Annotated in this window: 13 protein-coding genes; 10 read left to right on the top strand and 3 right to left on the bottom strand. The window is 74.7% G+C overall.

Going from position 1 to position 21,321, the window contains the following annotated elements:
• Window positions 1–165 precede the first annotated feature (165 nt).
• The 5 genes from AMK29_RS06790 to moeZ all read left to right on the top strand — a co-directional run bounded on the left by AMK29_RS06790 (window position 166) and on the right by moeZ (window position 6,223).
• A complete protein-coding gene (locus AMK29_RS06790) occupies window positions 166–1,857 on the top strand; it encodes a glycosyltransferase (RefSeq protein WP_073809011.1) in 1,692 nt (563 codons plus the stop codon).
• The gene (locus AMK29_RS06785) at window positions 1,850–3,154 is read left to right on the top strand and encodes a hypothetical protein (RefSeq protein WP_241845188.1); all 1,305 of its coding nucleotides are present in this window, start codon (window positions 1,850–1,852) and stop codon (window positions 3,152–3,154) included. Before AMK29_RS06790 ends, AMK29_RS06785 begins: the two co-directional genes overlap by 8 nt.
• 130 nt (window positions 3,155–3,284) lie before the next feature.
• The gene (locus tag AMK29_RS06780; RefSeq protein WP_073809005.1) at window positions 3,285–4,256 is read left to right on the top strand and encodes an NAD-dependent epimerase/dehydratase family protein; all 972 of its coding nucleotides are present in this window, start codon (window positions 3,285–3,287) and stop codon (window positions 4,254–4,256) included.
• Window positions 4,244–4,981, top strand: a complete 738-nt coding sequence (locus AMK29_RS06775) for a spherulation-specific family 4 protein (protein ID WP_073809002.1) — start codon at window positions 4,244–4,246, stop codon at window positions 4,979–4,981. The genes AMK29_RS06780 and AMK29_RS06775 overlap by 13 nt, the downstream gene beginning before the upstream one ends.
• Before the next feature lie 63 nt (window positions 4,982–5,044).
• Complete coding sequence (gene moeZ, locus AMK29_RS06770; RefSeq protein ID WP_073808999.1) at window positions 5,045–6,223, top strand: adenylyltransferase/sulfurtransferase MoeZ; 1,179 nt, start codon at window positions 5,045–5,047, stop codon at window positions 6,221–6,223.
• Between the two features lie 58 nt (window positions 6,224–6,281).
• Here moeZ and AMK29_RS06765 read toward each other — a convergent pair whose 3' ends face one another.
• The 3 genes from AMK29_RS06765 to AMK29_RS06755 form a co-directional block, all read right to left on the bottom strand.
• A complete protein-coding gene (locus AMK29_RS06765; protein ID WP_073808997.1) occupies window positions 6,282–7,859 on the bottom strand; it encodes an alpha/beta hydrolase in 1,578 nt (525 codons plus the stop codon).
• Window positions 7,860–7,918: 59 nt separating this feature from the next.
• Window positions 7,919–9,493 carry an alpha/beta hydrolase gene (locus AMK29_RS06760; protein WP_073808994.1) on the bottom strand — a complete coding sequence of 525 codons (1,575 nt, stop codon included), beginning with the start codon at window positions 9,491–9,493 and terminating at the stop codon, window positions 7,919–7,921.
• 94 nt (window positions 9,494–9,587) lie between these two features.
• Window positions 9,588–12,239 (bottom strand): lysylphosphatidylglycerol synthase transmembrane domain-containing protein, encoded by a 2,652-nt coding sequence (locus AMK29_RS06755; protein ID WP_073808992.1) that lies wholly within the window; start codon window positions 12,237–12,239, stop codon window positions 9,588–9,590.
• Between the two features lie 189 nt (window positions 12,240–12,428).
• Between AMK29_RS06755 and AMK29_RS06750 the strand changes: the two genes are divergently transcribed.
• The 5 genes from AMK29_RS06750 to AMK29_RS06735 all read left to right on the top strand — a co-directional run bounded on the left by AMK29_RS06750 (window position 12,429) and on the right by AMK29_RS06735 (window position 21,317).
• Complete coding sequence (locus tag AMK29_RS06750) at window positions 12,429–12,809, top strand: MGMT family protein (RefSeq protein ID WP_241845184.1); 381 nt, start codon at window positions 12,429–12,431, stop codon at window positions 12,807–12,809.
• A gap of 242 nt (window positions 12,810–13,051) precedes the next feature.
• Window positions 13,052–16,630, top strand: a complete 3,579-nt coding sequence (locus AMK29_RS06745; protein ID WP_073808985.1) for an ATP-dependent helicase — start codon at window positions 13,052–13,054, stop codon at window positions 16,628–16,630.
• A 99-nt stretch (window positions 16,631–16,729) separates the two neighbouring features.
• Window positions 16,730–16,894, top strand: coding sequence for a hypothetical protein (locus AMK29_RS36305; protein WP_158071301.1), 165 nt, complete (start codon window positions 16,730–16,732; stop codon window positions 16,892–16,894).
• An 83-nt stretch (window positions 16,895–16,977) separates the two neighbouring features.
• Window positions 16,978–17,790: a hypothetical protein gene (locus AMK29_RS06740; RefSeq protein ID WP_073808983.1), complete on the top strand. Its 813-nt coding sequence runs from the start codon at window positions 16,978–16,980 to the stop codon at window positions 17,788–17,790.
• Between the two features lie 98 nt (window positions 17,791–17,888).
• Window positions 17,889–21,317 (top strand): UvrD-helicase domain-containing protein, encoded by a 3,429-nt coding sequence (locus AMK29_RS06735; protein WP_073808982.1) that lies wholly within the window; start codon window positions 17,889–17,891, stop codon window positions 21,315–21,317.
• Window positions 21,318–21,321 lie beyond the last annotated feature (4 nt).

Raw genomic sequence — 21,321 nt, 5'->3', positions numbered from 1 at the left:
GCGCGACAGAACGCGACCGGGGTGGGAAAGTTACGTGCATTCACCCCTTCCGGTGGTGCGACGGACAACCGTCCGTCGCACCACCGGTGTCTCCGCTTACGTTCGTCCCGCTGCGAGTCGCCGGACCAACGGTGGCCGCCGTCAAGGGAGATCGGGGGTGCACTCGTGCGGATCGGACTGCTCACGGAGGGTGGCTACCCGTTCGCCGTCGGTGAGTCCGGAGCCTGGTGCGACCGCCTCGTGCGCGGGATCGACCAGCACCGGTTCGACCTGTACGCCGTCGGCGGCTCCGGCGCACCCCGCCCGCTCCCGCCGAACGCCCGCGTCGTGCGCGCCGCCGACCCCGGGAGCGGCGCCCCGGCCCCCACGGGCAGGAACCTCCTCGAACGGACCGCCCTCGGCGACCGCGCCGCCCGCCGCGCCTACGGCCGACGCGAGCGCCGCCGCTTCACCGAGGCCTTCCACCAGCTCGCGGTCGGCCTCTGCGCGGAGGACGGCGCCCCGAGCGGCTCAGGGGAGACGGAGGAGGTCGGCGGTTCCCTCGGCCGGAGCGCCTTCGCCACCGGGCTCTACGCCCTCGCCGAACTCGCCCGCGAGCGCGGCGGACTGCCCGGCGCGCTGCGCTCCGACGACGCCGTCCGCGCCCTCGAATCCGCCTGCCGCGCGCCCGGCGCACGCCGGGGCGCGGCAGCCGCCGGGCTCCCCGACCACCTCGCCTTCGCCGAGCACCTGGCCCGCGCCCTGCACCCCCTGTCCCTCGACTGGTACACGGACGACGCCCTCGGTGCGGCCGACCTCTGCCATGCCGCCGCGGGAGGCACCACCGCCCTCCCCGGACTCCTGGCCAAACGCTTCTTCGGGACCCCGCTGCTCGTCACCGAGTACGGCGTCCAGCTCCGCTCCCACTACCTCTCGGCCGCCGCCACCGGGCGCTCCGCCGCGCTGCGCACCCTGCTCGCCGCCCTCCACGGCCGGCTCGCCGCCGAGGTCTACGGACAGGCCGCGCTCCTCACCCCCGGCAACGCCCACGCCCGCCGCTGGCAGGAGAGGTGCGGAGCCGACCGCGACCGGATCCGCACCGTCCACCCCGGCATGGCGGCCGACTGCTTCGCCGAGGTGGGCGAGGACGAGGAGAGCGGCGACCCCACCACCCTGGTCTGGGTCGGCCGGGTGGAACCCGCCAAGGACCTCATCGCCCTGCTGCACGCCTTCGCGGAGGTCCGCGCCCAGCAGCCCGACGCCCGGCTGAGGATCGTCGCCGTGCCCGTACGGGATCCGGGAGCCGGCGCGTACCTCGCGCAGTGCAAGGGGCTCGCGGCGCAGCTCTTCCCCGACGAGGCCGCCGGGGCGCACGCCGTCGGCGAGAACCCGGTCACCTTCGAGGAGCTCGGCGGCCCCGAGGCCCCCACCCTGGAGGACGTCCACGCCTCCGGCGCGGTCGTGGTCCTCTCCAGCGTGGTCGAGGGCTTTCCCACGAGCCTCGTCGAAGCGATGTTCTGCGCGCGGGCCACCGTCTCGACCGACGTCGGCGCGGTCGTCGAGATCATCGGCGGCACCGGCCTCGTCGTCCCCCCGCGCAACCCCCGGGCGCTCGCCGACGCCTGCCTCGCGCTGCTCCGCGACCCCGAGCGCCGGCACCGCCTGGGCGCCGCCGCCCGCGCCCGCGCGCTCGAACTCTTCACCGTCGAACAGAACCTCGCCGCGTTCCGCGGCATCTACCTGGAACTCCTCTCCCACGCGCCGGTGCGGCACCGCCCCGGGGACGGCGTGCCCTTCGCCCACCCCGCCGAGGCGCACGTACCGGGCAGCTGGGCGCACAAGGCCGTGCCCGCCGGGACAGGAGCCCCCGATGCCTGAAGGAGGCACCCCCATGCGCGGCTCCGCCGCCCCGACGAGCCCCGGAGCCTGGGACGCCCGTTCCGAAGCCCTCCTGGGCGCCCCCGCCCTGACCCCCCTCACCCCCGAGACCCCCGACCCGCGCACCCCGGAGGACCCCCCTCCCCCCGGGATAGCCCCGACGCAGCCGTCGCCTGCCGCCGCGGCCCCGGCACCTGCCCCGGTCGCCCCCGCGGCCCCGGCTCCCGCCCCCGCCCCGCCGGCTTCCGCCCCCGCGGCCCGGGTCCGGCGGGGGAACGCCGATCCCGTGAAGGTGCTCATGCACCGGCACCAGGAACTCTGCGCGCGGGCCGTCGACCCGCTGGAGATCGCCGCCGGGCTCGAAGCCGAGGGGTTCACCGACCGGACCGCCGCGCGGTTCCGGCACCGGGACGTCTTCGCTCTCGCCGAGGAGCTGTACGCGCGCGTGCCCCGCGGCGCCGAGCCCGGCCCGCCCCCGGCGCCGACGGCACCCCGCACGGACGCGTGGGTCCTCGCCGCCCTCACCCCCGGGGCCGCCGCCGCGCTCACCGGCATCGGACTCGCCGTCACCCACGGGCCCGCACGCCTCGCGGTCGGCGCCACCGGCGCGCTGCTCCTCGTGGGCGCCGTCCTGTTCGCCGTCCGGCGCGGCCCGTTCCGCGCCCCCGACGGCGGCACCGTGCCCGCCGCCGCCCTCTGGACCCTCTGGCTCCTGGCGTACGCGGTCGGCGGCGACGGACTCCTGACGCAGGTGCTCAGCGGCGGACCCGACGGCCCCTGGGACCTGACCCCCGGCCCGCTCCTCGGCCTCGCCCTCGCCGTCGCCCCCACCGCCTGGTGCGCCCGGCTCTTCGCGGACCGGGCCCGCCGCAGGATCGCCGACAGCCGGGGACTCGCCGACTTCGCGGCCGCCACCCGGCCGCTGCTCCTCGGCACGGTGGCCCTCCAGCTGATCGCCCTCACCGGACTGCTCGGACTCACCGGGTTCAGCTCCGGGGCCCTGGCCCTCGGCGCGCTCCTGCTGTTCGCCCGGCTCCTCACCGTCCACGGCTTCCCCGAGACGGCCACGGCCGCCCTCGCCGCCGCCGGCGCGGCGGAGGCCCTCGCCCTCGCGAGCGTCCTCGCCGCCCGCGTCCCCGCCCCCGGCTTCGACGTGCTCGCCACCCCCGTGCGCGCCCTCGTCGACGCCTACGGCCCCGGGGCCGTACCCACCCTCGTCTGCGGCGCCGCCGCGCTCGGCCTGCTGGCCCACGCGACCGGCGCCCTCGTCCGGGCCTCGGCCCACACCACCCCGTGAACCCCCCGCGCACCCGCGGAGCCGACGCCGCGGGCGCGCCCCGCCACCTCTCTCACCACCCCGCAAGGAGACCGAAGATCATGACCCCGCAACCCCAAGCACCGGCCGGTCGGCACGAAGGGGCCGCACGATGAGGGTGCTACTGCTCGGAGCCAACGGCTTCATCGGACGTTTCGTCGCGGACCGGCTGCTCGCCGACCCGGCCGTCCACCTCACCGCGCTCGGCCGGGGCGACGACGCCGACGTGCGTTTCGACCTCGCCTCCGGCAGCCCCGGCGCGCTGACCCGCTTCCTCGACGCCGTCCACCCCGGGGTCGTCGTCAACTGCGCGGGTGCCACCCGCGGCGGCGCCCGCGACCTGACCCGGCACAACACCGTCGCCGTCGCCACGGTCTGCGAGGCCCTGCGCCGCAGCGGCTGCGGCGCCCGGCTCGTCCAGGTCGGATGCGCCTCGGAGTACGGGCCGAGCCAGCCCGGCGCCTCCACCGCCGAGGACGCCGTGCCGCGCCCGGGCGGCCCGTACGGCGTGTCGAAGCTGGCGGCGACCGAACTCGTCCTGGGGTCGGGGCTCGACGCAGTGGTGCTCCGGGTGTTCTCGCCCGTCGGCCCCGGCACCCCCGCCGGCTCGCCCCTCGGCCGCCTCGCCGAGGCGATGCGCCGGGCCATGCAGGCCGGGGACGGCGAGCTGAAGCTCAGCGGCCTCGGGGTGCAGCGGGACTTCGTCGACGTACGGGACGTGGCGCGGGCCGTCCACGCCGCCTCGCTCTCCGCCGCCCAGGGCGTCGTCAACATCGGTACCGGCCGCGCGGTCCGGCTCCGCGACGCCGCCGCCGTCCTCGCCAGGGTCGCGGGCTACGCCGGCAACCTGCACGAGCTGGACGCCCCGCACGGCCTGCCGCAGCGCCCGATGATCGGCGCGCCCCGCACCGAGGGGACCATCGCCGACCAGCTGGCCTCCGCCCCCTACCCGTACCCCGACGGCTGCGGCCCCTGGCAGCAGGCCGACGTCCGGACCGCCCGCGACCGGCTCGGCTGGCGGCCCCGGATCAACCTGGAGGAGTCCCTCGCCGACATCTGGATGGAGGCGGCGTGTCGCATCTGACGGCCACCGGGGCGATCCAGGCCCTCGGCGTGGGCGTCCCCGGCTACGCCCACCCGCTGCTCGCCCCGGTCGAGTGGGGCGAGCTGGCCCGTCCGGGCACCCCGCTGCACTGGGCGGTGCTCAACGTGGCGGAGGGGCCGGGCAGCCGCCCCGACCCGCACTGCCTGGAGGCCGCGGGGAGGCTCCGCAACGCCGGGGTCAGGGTCCTCGGGCACTTGGACGCGGCCTACGGCTCCCGGCCCTTCGGGGAGCTCGTCTCCGACGCCCACCGCTTCCTCGACTGGTACAAGGTGGACGGCTACTACCTGGACCGCTGCCCCGCTGACCGGGCCGACCTGGCCGGGGTGCGCCGGGTCACCGCGACCCTGGAGGCGGTCCTCGGCGGCGAGGCCCATCTCGTCCTCGGCCACGGCACCCACCCCCACCCGGGGTACGCCGAGACCGCCGACCAGCTGGTGACCTTCTCCGGCGCCTGGGTCGACTACCGCTGGTCGCAGGTGGCCGAGTGGACCGCCGAGTACACGGAGACGAAGTTCGTCCACCTCGTGCACGGGGTCCCGCGCACCCACCTCGACGAGGCGCTGCGGATCGCCCGCTGGCAGGGGGCCGGGACGATCTTCTTCACCGACCGCACGGGGCCCCCGGGACAAACCGCGCCATTCCACTCGCTGCCCGGCTACTGGGACGAAATCGTCTCGCGGATCGGACCGGGTGTCTCGGAATGAGAAGGGGCGTGGCAGTGTTACGGGGAGAACAACCGTACTGACATACCGACCACCGGAGCCCCCGTGTCGCTGCCACCCCTGGTCGAGCCGGCTGCCGAGCTCACCGTAGACGAGGTCCGCAGGTACTCCCGCCACCTGATCATCCCGGACGTCGGGATGGACGGGCAGAAGCGGCTGAAGAACGCCAAGGTGCTGTGTGTCGGCGCCGGTGGCCTCGGCTCGCCGGCGCTGATGTACCTGGCCGCCGCCGGCGTGGGCACGCTCGGCATCGTGGAGTTCGACGAGGTCGACGAGTCGAACCTCCAGCGCCAGATCATCCACAGCCAGGCCGACATCGGCCGCTCCAAGGCCGCCTCGGCGCGCGACAGCGTGCTCGGCATCAACCCGTACGTGAACGTGATCCTTCACGAGGAGCGGCTCGAGGCCGACAACGTGATGGAGATCTTCGGCCAGTACGACCTGATCGTCGATGGCACGGACAACTTCGCCACGCGCTACCTGGTGAACGACGCCTGCGTGCTGCTGAACAAGCCGTACGTCTGGGGTTCGATCTACCGCTTCGACGGCCAGGCCTCCGTCTTCTGGTCCGAGTACGGCCCCTGCTACCGCTGCCTCTACCCGGAGCCCCCGCCGCCGGGCATGGTCCCCTCCTGCGCCGAGGGCGGCGTCCTGGGCGTGCTGTGCGCGTCCATCGGCTCCATCCAGGTCACCGAGGCCATCAAGGTGCTCGCCGGCGTCGGCGATCCGCTGGTCGGCCGTCTGATGATCTACGACGCCCTGGAGATGCAGTACCGCCAGGTCAAGGTCCGCAAGGACCCGAACTGCGCGGTCTGCGGCGAGAACCCGACCGTCACCGAGCTCATCGACTACGAGGCCTTCTGCGGCGTCGTGTCCGAGGAGGCGCAGGAGGCGGCCCTCGGCTCCACGATCACTCCCAAGCAGCTCAAGGAGTGGATCGACGAGGGCGAGAGCATCGACATCATCGACGTCCGCGAGCCGAACGAGTACGAGATCGTCTCGATCCCGGGCGCGCGGCTGGTCCCGAAGAACGAGTTCCTGATGGGCACGGCCCTCCAGGACCTCCCGCAGGACAAGCGGATCGTCCTGCACTGCAAGACGGGTGTCCGCAGTGCGGAGGTCCTCGCGGTGCTCAAGTCCGCGGGCTTCGCGGACGCGGTGCACGTCGGCGGCGGCGTGATCGGCTGGGTCCACCAGGTCGAGCCCGAGAAGCCGGTCTACTAGACGACACACGGAAGGGCCCGGACCTCGCCACGAGGTCCGGGCCCTTCCGCGTCCACGATCAGCAGGTCGTGCCGTACGCCGGGACCGTGCCCTTCAGGAGGTACGCGTCGACCGTCCGCGTCACGCACGGCGAGGTGCCGTAGGCGCCGTGCCCCTCGCCCCTGTTGGTGACCAGGACACCGACCCCGGCCCCGAGCTCCTTCGCCATCCGCTCCGCGCCCTCGTACGGGGTGGCCGGGTCGCCGGTCGTCCCGACGACCAGGACGGGCGCCGCCCCCGGGGCGCTCACCTCGGGGTGGGCCCGCTCGCCCTTCACCGGCCAGTCCGCGCACCAGGCGGCCGTGTCCCAGGCGAGGAACGGGCCGAACACGGGGGAGAGCCCGCGCAACTCGGACTCCAACGCCTTCGCCTGCGGGGCCGACGGCCGTTCGCTGGAGTCGGCGCAGGAGATGGCCCGCTGGGAGTGCGACCGCGTCGAGTAACGGCCCCTCTCGTCGCGGTCGTTGTACCAGTCGGCGAGCTGGAGCAGAGCGGCGCCACGTCCCCGCTCTGCCTCGTCGAGGGCCTCGGTGAGCAGGGGCCAGTTGGCCTGCCCGTACAGCGTGACCGCGATGCCCGTGAGCGCCAGGCTCTCGGTGAGCCGCCGCTCGCCGACCGTCAGCGGTGCGCGGTCCAGCTTCCGCAGCAGCCGCGTGATCCGCTCCGTCCCGGCCTTCGGGTCCTGACCGGTGCTCTTCAGGTAGTTGTCCAGGGCCCGTTGGAAGCCGATCGTCTGGTGGCGGGCGTGCCCGACGGCGTCGGCGGTCGGGTCGACGACCGCGTCGAGGACGAGCCGGCCCACGTTCTCCGGGAAGAGGTGGGCGTACGTGCCGCCGAGCTGGGTCCCGTACGAGATGCCGAAGTAGTGGAGCCGGTCGTCCCCGAGGACCCGGCGGACCAGGTCCAGGTCGCGGGCGGTGGCGGTGGTCGTGGTGTGGGGCAGGAGCGCCCCGGAGCGGCGGGCGCAGCCGGCGCCGAAGCGGGCGCTGTCCTCCAGGTACGCGGCTTCCTCGGCGACCGAGTCCGGGGTGAGGTCGACCCCGGCCTCGGCGGCGGCCGTCTCGGCGTCGCTCCGGCAGACCACGCCGGCGCTGCGGCCCACGCCCCGCGGATCGAAGCCCACCAGGTCGTAGCGCTCGCCCAGCTTCCGGTACTCCGGCTCCAGCCGCGGCAGCATCGCGACCCCGGAGGCGCCGGGGCCGCCGAAGTTGAAGAGGAGCGAGCCGATGCGGTTCCGCTCGTCGGCGGCCTCCTTGCGGATCAGCGCCACCCGGAGGGTGGCGCCGTCCGGCTTCGCGTAGTCCACCGGCACCGTCACCGTGGCGCACCGCCACGCCGCACCGGGCCGCTGCCCGCCCTCCGGGGCCGGGCAGCGCCTCCAGTCGGGGCGCTGGCCGGTGAGCGAGGCGGGGAGCGCGGGGAGCGGCTTCGCGGGGGCGCCGGCGGACGGGTCGGCGGTGACGCCCGAGGACGGCCCGGCGCCGCCGGTCGAGGGCGGCGCCGAGGTGGCGTCCGAGGCCCCGCCCTCCGCGCCGGCGCAACCCGCCATCAGCACCCCGGCCGCGGCCAGCGCCGTCATGCGTACCCGTATGGACATGTGTTCCCCCAGGATCCCGGCGAGGCGGCAGGGCGGCCATCCTAGGCGGGACGCGTGTCCTACTTGCAGACCGTCCCCGAGGCCGGGACCTTGCCGTCGAGGAGGTACGCGTCGACGGCCTTCTTCACGCAGGCGCTGCCGCTGTTGTAGGCGCCGTGGCCCTCGCCCTCGTACGTCAGCTCCACGCCGACGCCCTGGCCCAGCGCCTTCACCATCGACCGGGCGCCCGCGTACGGGGTCGCCGGGTCGCCGGTGTTGCCGACGACCAGGATCGGAGCCGCGCCGGGCGCGGAGACGTCGGGGTGCTCCCAGGTCCCGGCCACCGGCCACTGCGAGCAGCCGGCGAGGGCCCAGCCCATGAAGTCCCCGAAGACGGGGGACGCCTCGCGGAACTCGCCGAGCCGCTCCTTCGCCTGGCCGAGGGTGTAGCGCTCCTTGAAGTCCACGCAGTTGATGGCGGCGTTCGCGGCCTGGATGTTGCTGTACGTGCCGTTCTGGCTGCGCCCGTTCATCGAGTCGGAGAGCGACAGGAGCAGCGCCCCGTCGCCGCCGTCGGCCGCTTCGAGCCCCTGCTCCAGATAGGTCCAGAACTCCTTCGAGTACAGGGCCTGCGCGATGCCGTTGGTGGCCTGCGTCTGGGTGAGCTCGCGGTCGCCGATGCCCGGGATCGGGTCCTTGTCGAGCGCCGCGAGGAGGTCCGTGACGAAGGACTCGATCTGGGCGACGCTCGTGCCGGGCAGGGTGCACTCGTCGCCCCGTTCCACACAGTCCCGGGCGAAGTTGTCCAGGGCGAGCTGGAAGCCCTTCGCCTGGCCGAGCGCGCCCTCCTCGACACCGGCGTCCGGGTCGACGACGGCGTCGAAGACGGCCCGGCCGACGTTGTCCGGGAACAGATGGGCGTACACCCCGCCGAGCTCCGTGCCGTACGAGATGCCGAAGTAGTGGAGCTTGTCGTCCCCGAGGACCTGGCGCATCAGGTCCATGTCCCGGGCGGCGTTCTCGGTGCCGACGTGCGGCAGGGCCGGCCCGGCGTCCTTCTCGCAGCCGGCCGCGTACTTCTTCTGCGCGTCGGAGAGCGTCCGCTCCTCGGCCTGGTCGTCGGGCGTGAAGTCCAGGGCGTAGTAGGCGTCGAGCTCCTTGTCGGTCGCGCATTCGACGGGGTCGCTGCGGCCCACCCCGCGCGGGTCGAAGGAGACCAGGTCGTAGCGGCTGCGCAGGCTCTCGTAGTCCTGGGCGAAGCCGGGAAGGCCGGTGACGCCGGAGCCGCCGGGCCCGCCGAAGTTGAAGACGAGCGAACCGATCCGCCGGTCCTTGTCGCGGGCGCGGGCCCGGATGAGCGCCAGCTCGATGGTCTCGCCCTCCGGCACCGACCAGTCCAGCGGCGTCTGGAGGAAGGAGCACTCCCAGGCGGTGCCGCCGGGGAGCGGAGAGGGCGCCTCCCCGCCGCCCTCGGCGACGGAAGGCGCCGGGCAGGGCGCCCAGGCCAGGTTCTGCGTCGTCAGCGCCGTGAGCCCGGCCGAGCCGCTCGGCCTCGTCCGATCCCCCTCCGAGCCGCCCCCGTCCGTGCACCCGGCGGCGAGCAGCACGGTGGTGGCGGTCAGCAGAGCGGCACGCTGTGCGGCGGAGATCGGCATGGAACCATCGTGGGCCGCCGCCCGGGCCGCCGCGCGGGACGGGGGGCCATGCGGGTGGCACGGCCCGGCGCCCTCGGGCCCGGGGCTCAGCCGGTCACAGCGCTTCCTGTTTCGTCAGCCAGTTGAAGCAGAGCCAGCCCGGCAGCACGGGGAGCCACAGCGTCAGCAGGCGGTACAGCAGGACCGCGGGGGTCGCGACCTCGATCGGCAGGCCCACCGCCACCAGACCGAGGGTCAGCGCGCCCTCGACCGCGCCGACACCGCCCGGTGTCGGCGCCGCCGAGCCGAGGGCGTTGCCCGCCAGGAAGACGACCGCCACGCTCGCGTAGCTGATCGACTGGTGACCGTGGCCGAAGGCCCGGATCGAGGCGTCGAGGCAGAGCACGAACGCACCGGTGAGCAGCAGCATGCCGCCGATGCCGGTGACCAGCTTCATCGGCCGCTGGAGCACGTCGAGCATGCGCGGCACGACCCCGGCGAAGAGCGACCGCAGCCGGGTCGACACGAACTTCCGCATGAAGGGGATCGCCGTCACCACGAGCACGAGGACCGCGACGGTCAGCAGACCGGCGATGACCGTCCTCGACGGGGTGAAGGACTGCGACTTCTCCGTGCCCGTCAGATAGCCGAAGGAGAGCAGCAGCAGGATGTGCGCCCCGAGCCCGAAGAGCTGCGAGGCGCCGACGCTCGCCACCGCGAGTCCGGGCCGCACGCCCGAGCGCTGGAGGAAGCGGGTGTTCAGGGCGACACCGCCGACCGCGGCGGGGGCGACGATCTTCACGAACGAGCCGGCGACCTGCGCCACCACCGTCCGCCAGAACCCGACCCGCTCCGGGACGAAGCCCAGCAGGCTCATCGCCGCCGCCACGTAGCTGACCGCGGAGCACAGCACCGCGACCGCCACCCAGCGCCAGTCCGCCTGGCTGACCGTCGACAGCGGGGTGCTGGCGATCTGCGAGAGCAGGAAGTACGCGGCGACCGCTCCGGCGATCAGGCTGATCAGGGTCCGCGGCTTGATCCGCTCCAGGCGGACCGGCTCCACCGGCGCCTGCGGGCGGATGAGCAGCACCTGCCGGCGGATCTGGGCCAGCAGGTCCTCCTCGCGGGCCTCGTCGAGCGCCGTGTCGAGGGCCCGCTTGTCGGCCTTCTTGTCGGCCTTCTTCTCGGCCTTGGTCTCGGCGCGTACGACCGTGGGGCTCGCGGTGGCATCCGCGGCGTGGGCCTTCGCCAGTTCCCGCTCGCGCTTGGCGGCCTCGGAGGCGGCGAGCACGGCCTCGCGCTCCCGGGCCGACCGCTCCCTGGCGAGTCTCCGCAGCGTCGCGCGCGTGGAGCGGCTCAGGGCGATGGGCTGGAGCAGCGGCAGACAGTCGGCGACGGCGTCGGGGCCGAGCACCTCCACCGCGGCGGCGACGGCCCGCTCGGCTCCGACCCTCAGCCCGAGGGTGGTGAGCAGCTGGGCGATGTCCATCCGCAGGATCAGATCACCGGCCGCGATCTCGCCGCCGCGCAGATCGGTCAGGATCACCCTGCCGGAACGATCCACCAGGATCGCGTCGCCGGTGAGCCGGCGGTGCGCGATCCGGCGCGACTGGAGCGCCCGCACCTGCCGGAAGGCACTGAGGACCAGCTCGTCGGTGATCTCGTGGTCGTCGAGGGAGTCCAGGCTGCGGCCGCCGAGGTGCTCGTACACGAGCATCACGGCGTCCGGGCCGAGTTCCGAGGTGGCGATGAGCTTCGGCGCGTTCGCCCCGGCGGCGATCGCCGCGTACGCGAGGAGCGCCTCCTGCTCCAGGGCCTGGCGCAGCGACACGATCGAGCGGCGGGTGGTGATCGTCCGCAGGGTGATCCGCCGCCACGCGCGGTAGAAGAAGCCGTGTGCCTGCTGCTCCCGGTCGACGACGGTGACGTCGAGCGGCGGCCCGGCCTCCAGGGTCACGATGTACCGGCGGCCCCGGTCCGCGCTGTCCGCCGAGTCGGGCACGCCCTCGGCGCGCAGGGCAGTGACCGGCCGGAAGCCGACCCGGCGCAGGCCGGCGAGGAGGGTCTGCCCGGTGGGCCGGACGTTGGGGGAGCCGACGGCGTACAGCGTGCCGTAGGCCACCGTCCAGCCGATCAGGACGGTCAGAACGATCGAGAGGGCGGTGGTGTAGCCGGCCACCAGCATCGTGAACGCGTCGAGCAGCAGCACCACCCAGAGCGACACCCGCCAGCGGGGTCTGCGGGCCATGCCGACGGCGGTCATGTACGCGATCACCGGGGCGAGGTAGTTGTGCACGGGGTCGGTGAGCCCGCCGCCGGACGCCGGCTGGGTCAGCGCGTCCTGGATGGTGCCGGGCGCGGCCTGGGCGACCCAGAGGTCGGTGGCGAGGGTCACGCCGTGCGCGAGGACGGCCGCGAGGACACCGTCCGCGATGCGCAGCCCGTCGCGTTTGATCAGCCGCTCGATGGCGAAGGCGACGGGGACGAGCAGGACGGCGATGGAGGAGACGAGACCGGCGATCTTGACGAAGACGTCGGGGGCGCCCCCGGCCCCCTCGTTGATGTCCTTCTCGAGACCCGAGGTCGTCGCGTGGGCGAACGCGGCGACGGCGATGACGAGCGCGATGGCGAGGAGGCCGCCGAGCAGCCGCATCAGGTCCGAGGGACGGTGGACGCGGGCGGCGAGCAGCGGCTCGTCGCCGGAGACCCGCTCGGGCAGCTCGGGCTGAGCCTCCTCCGGAGGCTGCGTGTCCTGCCCCATCACCATGTCCGTCTCTGCATGCGTCTCGTGTCGTTCTCGTTCTGGTTCGTACGAATTCTCGTACTTACTGCCTTTTTCTTGTACTTGTCGCTCTTGATCTCGTATCACCAGTCACCGCCCGCACGATGGTGGCATGAAGAGTCGCCGCGCGGAGGCATCAGGGCCATGTCGGTGGGGTGAGGCACGATGGGGCGGATGAGCATGGAGGTGCCTGTGGGGGAGACCGGAGAACTGCCCGAGTACGCGGAGCGGGTGCTCGACGTCGCCGACGGGATCCCGCCCGGCCGGGTCATGACCTACGGGGACGTCGCCGAATGGCTGGGCGAGGGCGGGCCGCGCCAGGTCGGCCGGGTGATGGCCCTGTACGGCGGGAGCGCGCCCTGGTGGCGGGTCGTCCGCGCCGACGGGACGCTGCTGCCCGGGCACGAACTGAGGGCCCTCGGCCACTACCGCGAGGAGGGCACCCCGCTGCGCGGGGCGGGCCCGGCGGCCGAGGGGCACGTACCGAGGATCGACATGCGGCGGGCCCGCTGGGACGGAACTCACACCGGAGCCGGGGACGGAGCCCGCCCCTGAGCCGGCCGGGCGGGGGAGCGCGGGTCGGGCGGGGTACGCGCGGCGCCCGGTGGGGAACGCGCGGCGCCCGGTCGGGGTCTCGCGGTACGGATCGGGGCACGGAGTACGGCTCGGCGACGGTCCGTTTCGCGTAACGTCGACGTTCGCGTCTCCCGAGGCGCCGGGCTGACGCACGCGGAGGCCGGCCGCGGCGGACGGCCGTCTCACCCGCACCACCACTCCCACCAGGACCGGCGACCCACGTGAGTACCTCCTCGACCACCCGGCGTACGCCGTCGCACCAGGGACAGCCGTACCCGGGCCCGGGACGGCAGCGGACCCCGGGCGCGTACCGGCTGGTGCGTACCACGCCGGCCCCGATGGATCCCCCTCAGCTGGACGCAGCCCAACAGGAAGTGGTTGACCACACCGCCGGACCGCTTCTCGTCCTCGCCGGACCCGGCACCGGCAAGACCACGACCCTCGTCGAGGCCGTCGCCGCCCGGATGGAGAAGGGCGCCGACCCCGAACGCCTCCTCGTCCTCACCTTCAGCCGCAAGGCCGCCGTCGAACTCCGCGACCGCATGGCCGCCCGGCTCGGCGGCCGACGCCCGCCGCAGGCCACCACCTTCCACTCGTACTGCTACGCCCTGATCCGCGCCCACCAGGACGCCGAACTCTTCGCCGAACCGCTGCGGCTGCTCTCCGGACCCGAGCAGGACCTCGCCGTACGAGAACTGCTCGCCGGCCACGTCGACCTGGAGAAGAGCGGCCTCGGAAGCATCCGCTGGCCCGACGAGCTGCGCGCCTGCCTCACCACCCGGGGCTTCGCCGACGAGGTACGGGCCGTCCTCGCGCGCTCCCGCGAGCTGGGCCTCGGACCGGACGCGCTCGCCCGCTTCGCCGACCGCGTCGGCCGCCCGGACTGGAAGGCGGCGGCCGGCTTCCTCGCCGAGTACCTCGACGTCCTCGACCTCCAGGGCGTCCTCGACTACACCGAGCTCGTCCACCGGGCCGTACTGCTCGCCGGGACCGTCAGCCTGCCCGCCTACGACGCGGTCTTCGTCGACGAGTACCAGGACACCGACCCGGCACAGGTCCGGCTCCTGCACGCGCTCGCGGGCGGCGGCCGCCGCACGGTGGTCGCCTTCGGCGACCCGGACCAGTCCATCTACGCCTTCCGGGGCGCCGACGTGAACGGCATCCTCGACTTCCCCGCCGCCTTCGGCGGCGCGGACGTCCGCGTCCTGCGCACCGCCCGCCGCTCCGGAGCAGGCCTCCTCGGCGCGACCAGGCTGCTCGCCCAGCGCATGCCGATGCACCGGCTCCCGGCCGACAAGGTCCGCGCCCACCGCGACCTCACGCCCGTACGGGAAGGGGGCGTGGCGGAGGCGTACACCTACCCGACGGCGTCGGCGGAAGCCGAGAACATCGCCGACCTGCTGCGCCGCGCCCACCTGGAGGACGGCGTCCCCTGGCAGGACATGGCCGTCCTCACCCGCGCCGCGGCCGCCCTCCCGTCCCTCCGCCGCGCCCTCACCTCGGCGGGGGTCCCGGTGGAGACGGACGCGGCGGACACCCCGCTGAGGCACGAACCCGCGGTGGCGCCGCTGCTGCTCGCGCTGCGGGCCGTCGCCCACGCGGCCCCGGCCGCGGGCCCCCGATCCGCCGGGGCGGAACCGGTGGGCACGACCCACGCCGACGCCGCACCGCAGGCACCCTCCCCGGACCCCGCACCGTCCCCGGACCTCGGGCCGTCCTCGGCCCCCGCACCGTCCCCGGACGCCGCACCCTCCCCGGACGCCGCACCCTCCCCGGACGCCGCGCCGTCCTCGGACCTCGGGCCGTCCTCGGACGCCGCACCGTCCTCGGACGCCGCACCCTCCCCGGACCCTGCGCCCCCGTCGGACCTCGCGCCGTCCCCGGACGCCGCACCCTCCCCGGCCTCCGCACCCGTCGAGCCCGCCGCCTGGCTCGGCACCGAGACCGCCCTCGAACTGCTCGCCTCGCCGCTCGCGGGCGTGGACCCGGCAGACCTCCGCCGCCTCGGCCGCGCCCTGCGCGACGAGGAACGTGCCGCGGGCAACAAGGTCCCGCCGCCCTCCGACGTCCTGCTCGCCCGCGCCCTCGCGGAGCCCGAGCGTCTGGTCGCGCACGACCCGGCGTACGCGCGGGGCGCGAAGCGGCTCGGCGACCTGCTCGGGGAGACCCGCGCCCTGCTCGAAGCGGGCGGCACCGCCGAGGAGGCCCTCTGGGTGCTCTGGAGCGGCACCCCCTGGCCCGGCCGGCTGGAGCGCGCCGCGCTCCGCGGCGGCCCCGCCGGCCGCAACGCCGACCGCGACCTCGACGCCGTCTGCGCCCTCTTCGAGACCGCCGCCCGCGCCGAGGAACGCGTCGGCGGCCGCGGTGTCCTCAACTTCCTCGAAGAACTCGACGCCCAGGACATCGCCGCCGACACCCTCACCCGACGTCACACCCGCCCCGACGCCGTCCGTCTGATGACCGCCCACCGGTCCAAGGGCCTCGAATGGAGCCTCGTCGTCGTCGCCGGCGTCCAGGAGCGCCTCTGGCCCGACCTGCGCCGTCGCGGCTCCCTCCTCGAGGCCGACCGCATCGGCCGCGACGGTCTCGCCGAGCCCCTCACCCCCGGCGCCCTCCTCGCCGAGGAGCGCCGGCTCTTCTACGTGGCCGCCACGCGCGCGCGTGACCGGCTCGTCGTCACCGCCGTGAAGGCCGCCGCCGAGGACGGCGACCAGCCCTCCCGTTTCCTCACCGAGCTCGGCGCCGAGCCGAAGGACGTGCCCGGCCGCCCCCGCCGGCCCCTCGCCGTCTCCGCCCTGGTCGCCGAACTGCGCGCCACCACCGTCGACCCGGACGCCTCGCCCGCGCTCCGCGACGCGGCCGCCCACCGCCTGGCCCGGCTCGCCGCGCTGACCGACGAGGACGGGCAGCCGCTGGTACCGGCCGCGCACCCGGACCGCTGGTGGGGCCTGTTCGAGCCGACGCGGAGCACGGTCCCGCTGCGCGACCGCGACCTGCCGGTGGCCCTGTCGCCGAGCTCCCTGGAGAACCTGGTCACCACCTGCTCCCTCCAGTGGTTCCTGGGCCGCGAGGTCAAGGCCGCCGCCCCCGCCACGGCGGCCCAGGGCTTCGGCAACGTCGTCCACGTCCTCGCCGACGAGGTCGCCTCCGGCCGCACCCCCGCCGACCTCGACGTCCTCATGGCCCGCCTCGACACCGTCTGGGACGCCCTCGCCTTCGACGCGCCCTGGAAGTCGGCCCAGGAGAAGCAGCACGCGCGCGTGGCCCTGGAACGCTTCCTCAGCTGGCACGTCATGGACCGGGGCGGCCGCACCCCCGCCGCGTCCGAGCACGCCTTCGACGTGACCCTGGAGGCGGGGGAGTACCAGGTCCGCATCCGCGGGTCCATGGACCGCGTCGAGACCGACGAACACGGCCGCGCGTACGTCGTCGACTTCAAGACCGGCAAGTCGGCCCCCACCCGCGACGAGGTCGCCCACCACCCGCAGCTCGCCGTCTACCAGCTCGCCGTCCGGGAGGGCGCGCTCGACGAGGTCTTCGACGGCCGCCGGCCCGAGCCGGGCGGCGCCGAACTCGTACAGCTGCGGCAGAGCGCCCCGCAGAAGGAGGGCGGGGACGCCCTCCCGAAGGTCCAGGCACAGGAGCCGCTCGCCGGGGAGTGGGTCGGTGAGCTGCTCGCCAACGCGGCGGGCCGGGTCCTCGACGAACGCTTCACCCCCACCACCGGCCAGCACTGCACGACCTGCTCCTTCCGCGCCTCGTGCAGCGCCCGGCCGGAGGGCCGCCAGGTCGTCGACTGAGAGACCGGCCGCCCCTGTGGGGAGCGTCACGTCCTCTTTCGTACTTCCTTCGCGTGCCCTCTCCGGTCGGGGGAGAAGGGCGAGACCACCACCTTCTACGTGGCCAAGGACTCCGCCAAGCCGTACGTCCTGCGCGTCGTGGAGACCGGCGGCAAGGAGCCCGGCACCCTCACCCTCAGCGACTTCGACAAGCCGGTCACCGCCGCGGCCCCGCCCGCCGACCAGGTCGTCGACATGGAGCAGCTGACGAAGGGCGCCTCGTGACGCCCGACCCCCGGGAGAAGTAGCGGTCACGCGCGCGCGGAGCGACCCTGGTGTGAGCGTCGGGAATCCGCGAGGAGGCTCGCATGAGATCCCACCCCCGCCGAAAGGCACGCGCCGCGGCCGTCGTCTGCGCGGCCGTCGTGCTCGTGGGTCCCGCGACGGCGGCGGCCACGGCGGCGGCCGCCGGCCCTCCGGCCGGCATCGCGGCCCCGGTGGCCCCGTCGCCCGACCCGTTCGCCGACCTCACCGCCGACGAGATCGCGGACCGGGCCGTCACCGCGACCCGTTCCGCGACCTCCCTCCGGATGGAGGGCCGGATCGTCACCGACGGGCAGCCGCTCGACATCGACTTCACCGTCGACGACCAGGACGAGTGCACCGGCCGGATGAAGATCGACGGCGGCACCGCCGAACTCCGCAAGGCCGACCGCGTCACGTACCTGAAGGGCGACGAGGCGTTCTGGCGCGTCTCCATGACCTCCCAGGGCATGGCCGAGGCGCAGATCGACACCACGATCGAACTGGTCGAGGGCCGCTGGCTGAAGATCGCCCCGGGGCAGCCCGGCAGCAGCGACCTCGGCGGTGTCTGCGACCTGGACGAGCTCCTCTCCGACCTCGGCAAGGACGAGGAGAAGCGCACCGGACTGACCAGGGGCCCCGACACCGAGGTCGACGGCACCCCCGTCGCGACCCTGGTGAAGAAGGACGGCGAGGAGACCTCGACCGTCTCCGTCTCCCAGGAGGGCAAGCCGTACATCCTGAAGATGGTCAGGACGGGCGGCGACGAACCCGGCTCGATCACGTTCTCCGACCACGACAAGCCCGTCGAGGTGGTCGTCCCGCCCGCCGACGAGACCGTGGACCTCTCGAAGCTGGCCCCGGGCGGCCCCGCGTGAGGCGAGCCCCGTCCGGGAGCCGGCACCCCGCGTGAGGTGAGCCACCGCGTGAGCCGTGCCGGGCCGCACTGTCCGTGGTCCGCGTTAGCCTCTTTGAGGTGACCGCACGCATCACCGACCCCGAGCAGCTCAAGGAGCTCCTCGGCATCCCGTTCACCCCGGAGCAGACGGCCTGCATCACCGCGCCGCTCGCCCCGCAGGTCGTCGTGGCCGGAGCCGGCTCCGGCAAGACCACGGTGATGGCCGCCCGCGTGGTCTGGCTGGTCGGCACCGGTCAGGTGGCCCCCGAGCAGGTCCTCGGCCTCACCTTCACCAACAAGGCAGCCGGCGAACTCGCCGAGCGCGTCCGCACCGCCCTGGTCCGCGCCGGCGTCACCGACCCCGACGTCATCGACCCCGACGACCCGCCGGGCGAGCCCCGCATCTCCACCTACCACGCGTTCGCCGGACAGCTCCTCACCGACCACGGCCTGCGCATCGGGCTCGAACCCACCTCGCGACTCCTCGCCGACGCCACCCGCTACCAGCTCGCCGCGCGCGTCCTGCGCGAGGCCCCGGGCCCGTACCCCGCGCTCACCCGGTCCTTCCCGACCCTCATCACCGACCTGCTCGCCCTCGACGCCGAACTCGCCGAACACCTCGTACGGCCCGAGCGGCTCCTCGCGTACGACTCCGAGCTGCTCACCGCCCTCGCCGGCGCCAGGCTCAGCAACGCCGAGCTCCGCAAGATCCCCGAGGCCGCCGCCGCCCGGCGTGAACTCCTCGACCTCGTCGTCCGCTACCGCGCCGCCAAACGCTCCCGCGACCTGCTCGACTTCGGCGACCAGATCGCCCGCTCCGCCGAGCTGGCCACCACCAGGCCCGAGGTCGGCGAGATCCTCCGCCAGGAGTTCCGCGTCGTCCTCCTCGACGAGTACCAGGACACGTCCGTCGCCCAGCGGCTCCTGCTCTCCGGCCTCTTCGGACAGGGCCCCGAAGGCCCGCCCACCGGACACGCGGTGACCGCCGTCGGCGACCCCTGCCAGGCCATCTACGGCTGGCGCGGCGCGTCCGTCGCCAACCTGGACGACTTCCCCGAGCACTTCCCGCACCGCGACGGCAGCCCCGCGAGCCGCTACGCGCTCTCCGAGAACCGGCGCAGCGGCGGCCGGCTCCTCGACCTCGCCAACGGGCTCGCCGCACCCCTCCGCGCCATGCACGCGGGCGTGGAGGCGCTGCGCCCCGCGCCGGGCGCCGAGCAGGACGGCAGCGTCCGCATCGCCCTCCTCCCCACCCACGCCGAGGAGATCGACTGGCTCGCCGACTCCCTCGCCCACCTCGTCCGCACCGGCCGCGAGCCCGGCGAGATCGCCGTCCTGTGCCGCACCGCCACCGACTTCCCCGCCCTCCACGCCGCCCTCGTCGCCCGGGACGTGCCCGTCGAGGTCGTCGGTCTCTCCGGGCTCCTCCACCTGCCCGAGATCGCCGACCTCGTCGCCGTCTGCGAGGTCCTCCAGGACCCCGGGGCCAACGCCTCCCTCGTCCGGCTCCTCACCGGCCCGCGCTGGCGCATCGGCCCCCGCGACCTCGCCCTCCTCGGCCGCCGCGCCCGCCTCCTCGTCCACCGGGGCGGCGAGGACCCCGACCCCGAGCAGCGGCTCGCCGCCGCCGTCGAGGGCGTCGACCCGGCCGAGGTCGTCTCCCTCGCCGACGCCCTCGACACCTTCCTCGACTCCGGCGGCGCCGCCGACGACGGCCTGGCGTTCTCCGCCGAGGCCCGGGTCCGCTTCGCCCGCCTCGCCGCCGAACTGCGCGCCCTGCGCACCTCGCTCGCCGACCCCCTCATGGACGTCCTGCACCGGGTGCTCGCAGCCACCGGCCTCGAGGTCGAACTGTCGGCCTCTCCGCACGCGCTCGCCGCCCGCCGCCGCGAGACCCTCGGCCACTTCCTCGACATCGCCGCCGGCTTCGCCTCCCTCGACGGCGAGGCGAGCCTCCTCGCCTTCCTCGGCTTCCTGCGCACGGCCGTCCAGTACGAGAAGGGCCTCGACAACGCCCTGCCCGGCGGCGAGAACACCGTCAAGGTCCTCACCGCCCACAAGTCCAAGGGCCTGGAGTGGGACGTCGTCGCCGTCCCCGGCCTGGTCGCCGGCCAGTTCCCCAGCGCCCGCGCCCGCGAGTCATGGACCTCCCAGCCCCAGGTGCTCCCGCACGACCTGCGCGGCGACGCGGCGACACTGCCGGCCATCGACACCTGGGACGCCAAGTCCCTCACCGCGTTCAAGAACGAGATGCGGGACCACCAGCACACCGAGGAACTCCGCCTCGGCTACGTCACCTTCACCCGCCCCCGCTCCCTCCTGCTCGGCTCCGCCCACTGGTGGGGCCCCTCCCAGAAGAAGCCCCGGGGCCCCTCGGACTTCCTCCGGTCCCTGTACGACCACTGCGCCGCCGGCCACGGCGACATCGAGGCCTGGGCGGAGGAACCGGAGAAGGACGCGGAGAACCCGTCCCTGACGGCCCACGAGACGGACCAGGCCTGGCCGCTCCCCCTGGACCCCGACTCGTACCGGCGCCGCAAGGAAGCGGCGGAACTCGTCCGCGACCGGTTGTGGGCCATCGCCCCGCAGGGACCGGGGGAGGCCGGGCACGACCCCGCCGAGACGGCGCCCGCCACCCGGGACCCTCACCCCCAGGACCTCTGGCCCGACGAGGACGAACCCGTCTGGGACGAGGACGAGGAAGCCCTCCCCGAGGACACCCACGCGGACGCGATCCCCGCGCCCAGGGAGCCGGAGGCCCCGCCCTCGGAGCCGTACGACGCACTCGGCGAACTCACCACCGAGGACGCCAGGACCCTCGCCTCCTGGGACCGCGACCTCACCGCCCTCACCGGCGAGCTCCGCCGCGCCCGCGCCACCACCCGCGACGTCCTGCTCCCCGCGTACCTCTCCGCCTCCCAGGTCCTCCGCCTCGCCGCCGACCCCGACGGCTTCGCCCAGGAGCTGGCCCGGCCCATGCCCAAGGCGCCGCAGCCGGCCGCCCGCAGGGGCACCCGGTTCCACGCGTGGGTGGAGTCCCGGTTCGAGGAACTGCCGCTGCCCTTCCTCGGCCCGGAGGAGCTGCCCGGCGGTGAGGACTTCGCCGGCGAGCCCGAGATCGTCGACGAGCGGGACCTCGACGAGCTCAAGGAGGCCTTCGCCCGCACCCCGTACGCCCACCGCACCCCCTACCGCGTCGAGGTCCCCGTGCACCTCTCGCTCGCGGGCCGCGTCGTCCGGGGCCGGATCGACGCCGTCTACCGCGACCCCGGGACCGGCGCGTACGAGATCGTCGACTGGAAGACCAGCCGCGTGCGCACCGCCGACCCCCTCCAGCTCGCGATCTACCGGCTCGCCTGGGCCGAGCAGCACGGCCTCGCGCCCGAGGACGTCGCCGCGGCCTTCGTCTACGTCCGTACGGGTGAGGTCGCCCGCCCCGCCCGCCTGCCCGGCCGTGCCGAGCTGGAGACCCTCCTGCTGGGAGAGGCACCTCCGGGCGCCGGATAGGCTC

Source organism: Streptomyces sp. CB02261, from assembly GCF_001905665.1.
Lineage (GTDB): Bacteria > Actinomycetota > Actinomycetes > Streptomycetales > Streptomycetaceae > Streptomyces.
The sequence above is the reverse complement of the archived record's forward strand: the minus strand, read 5'-3'. Positions and strand labels throughout refer to the sequence as shown.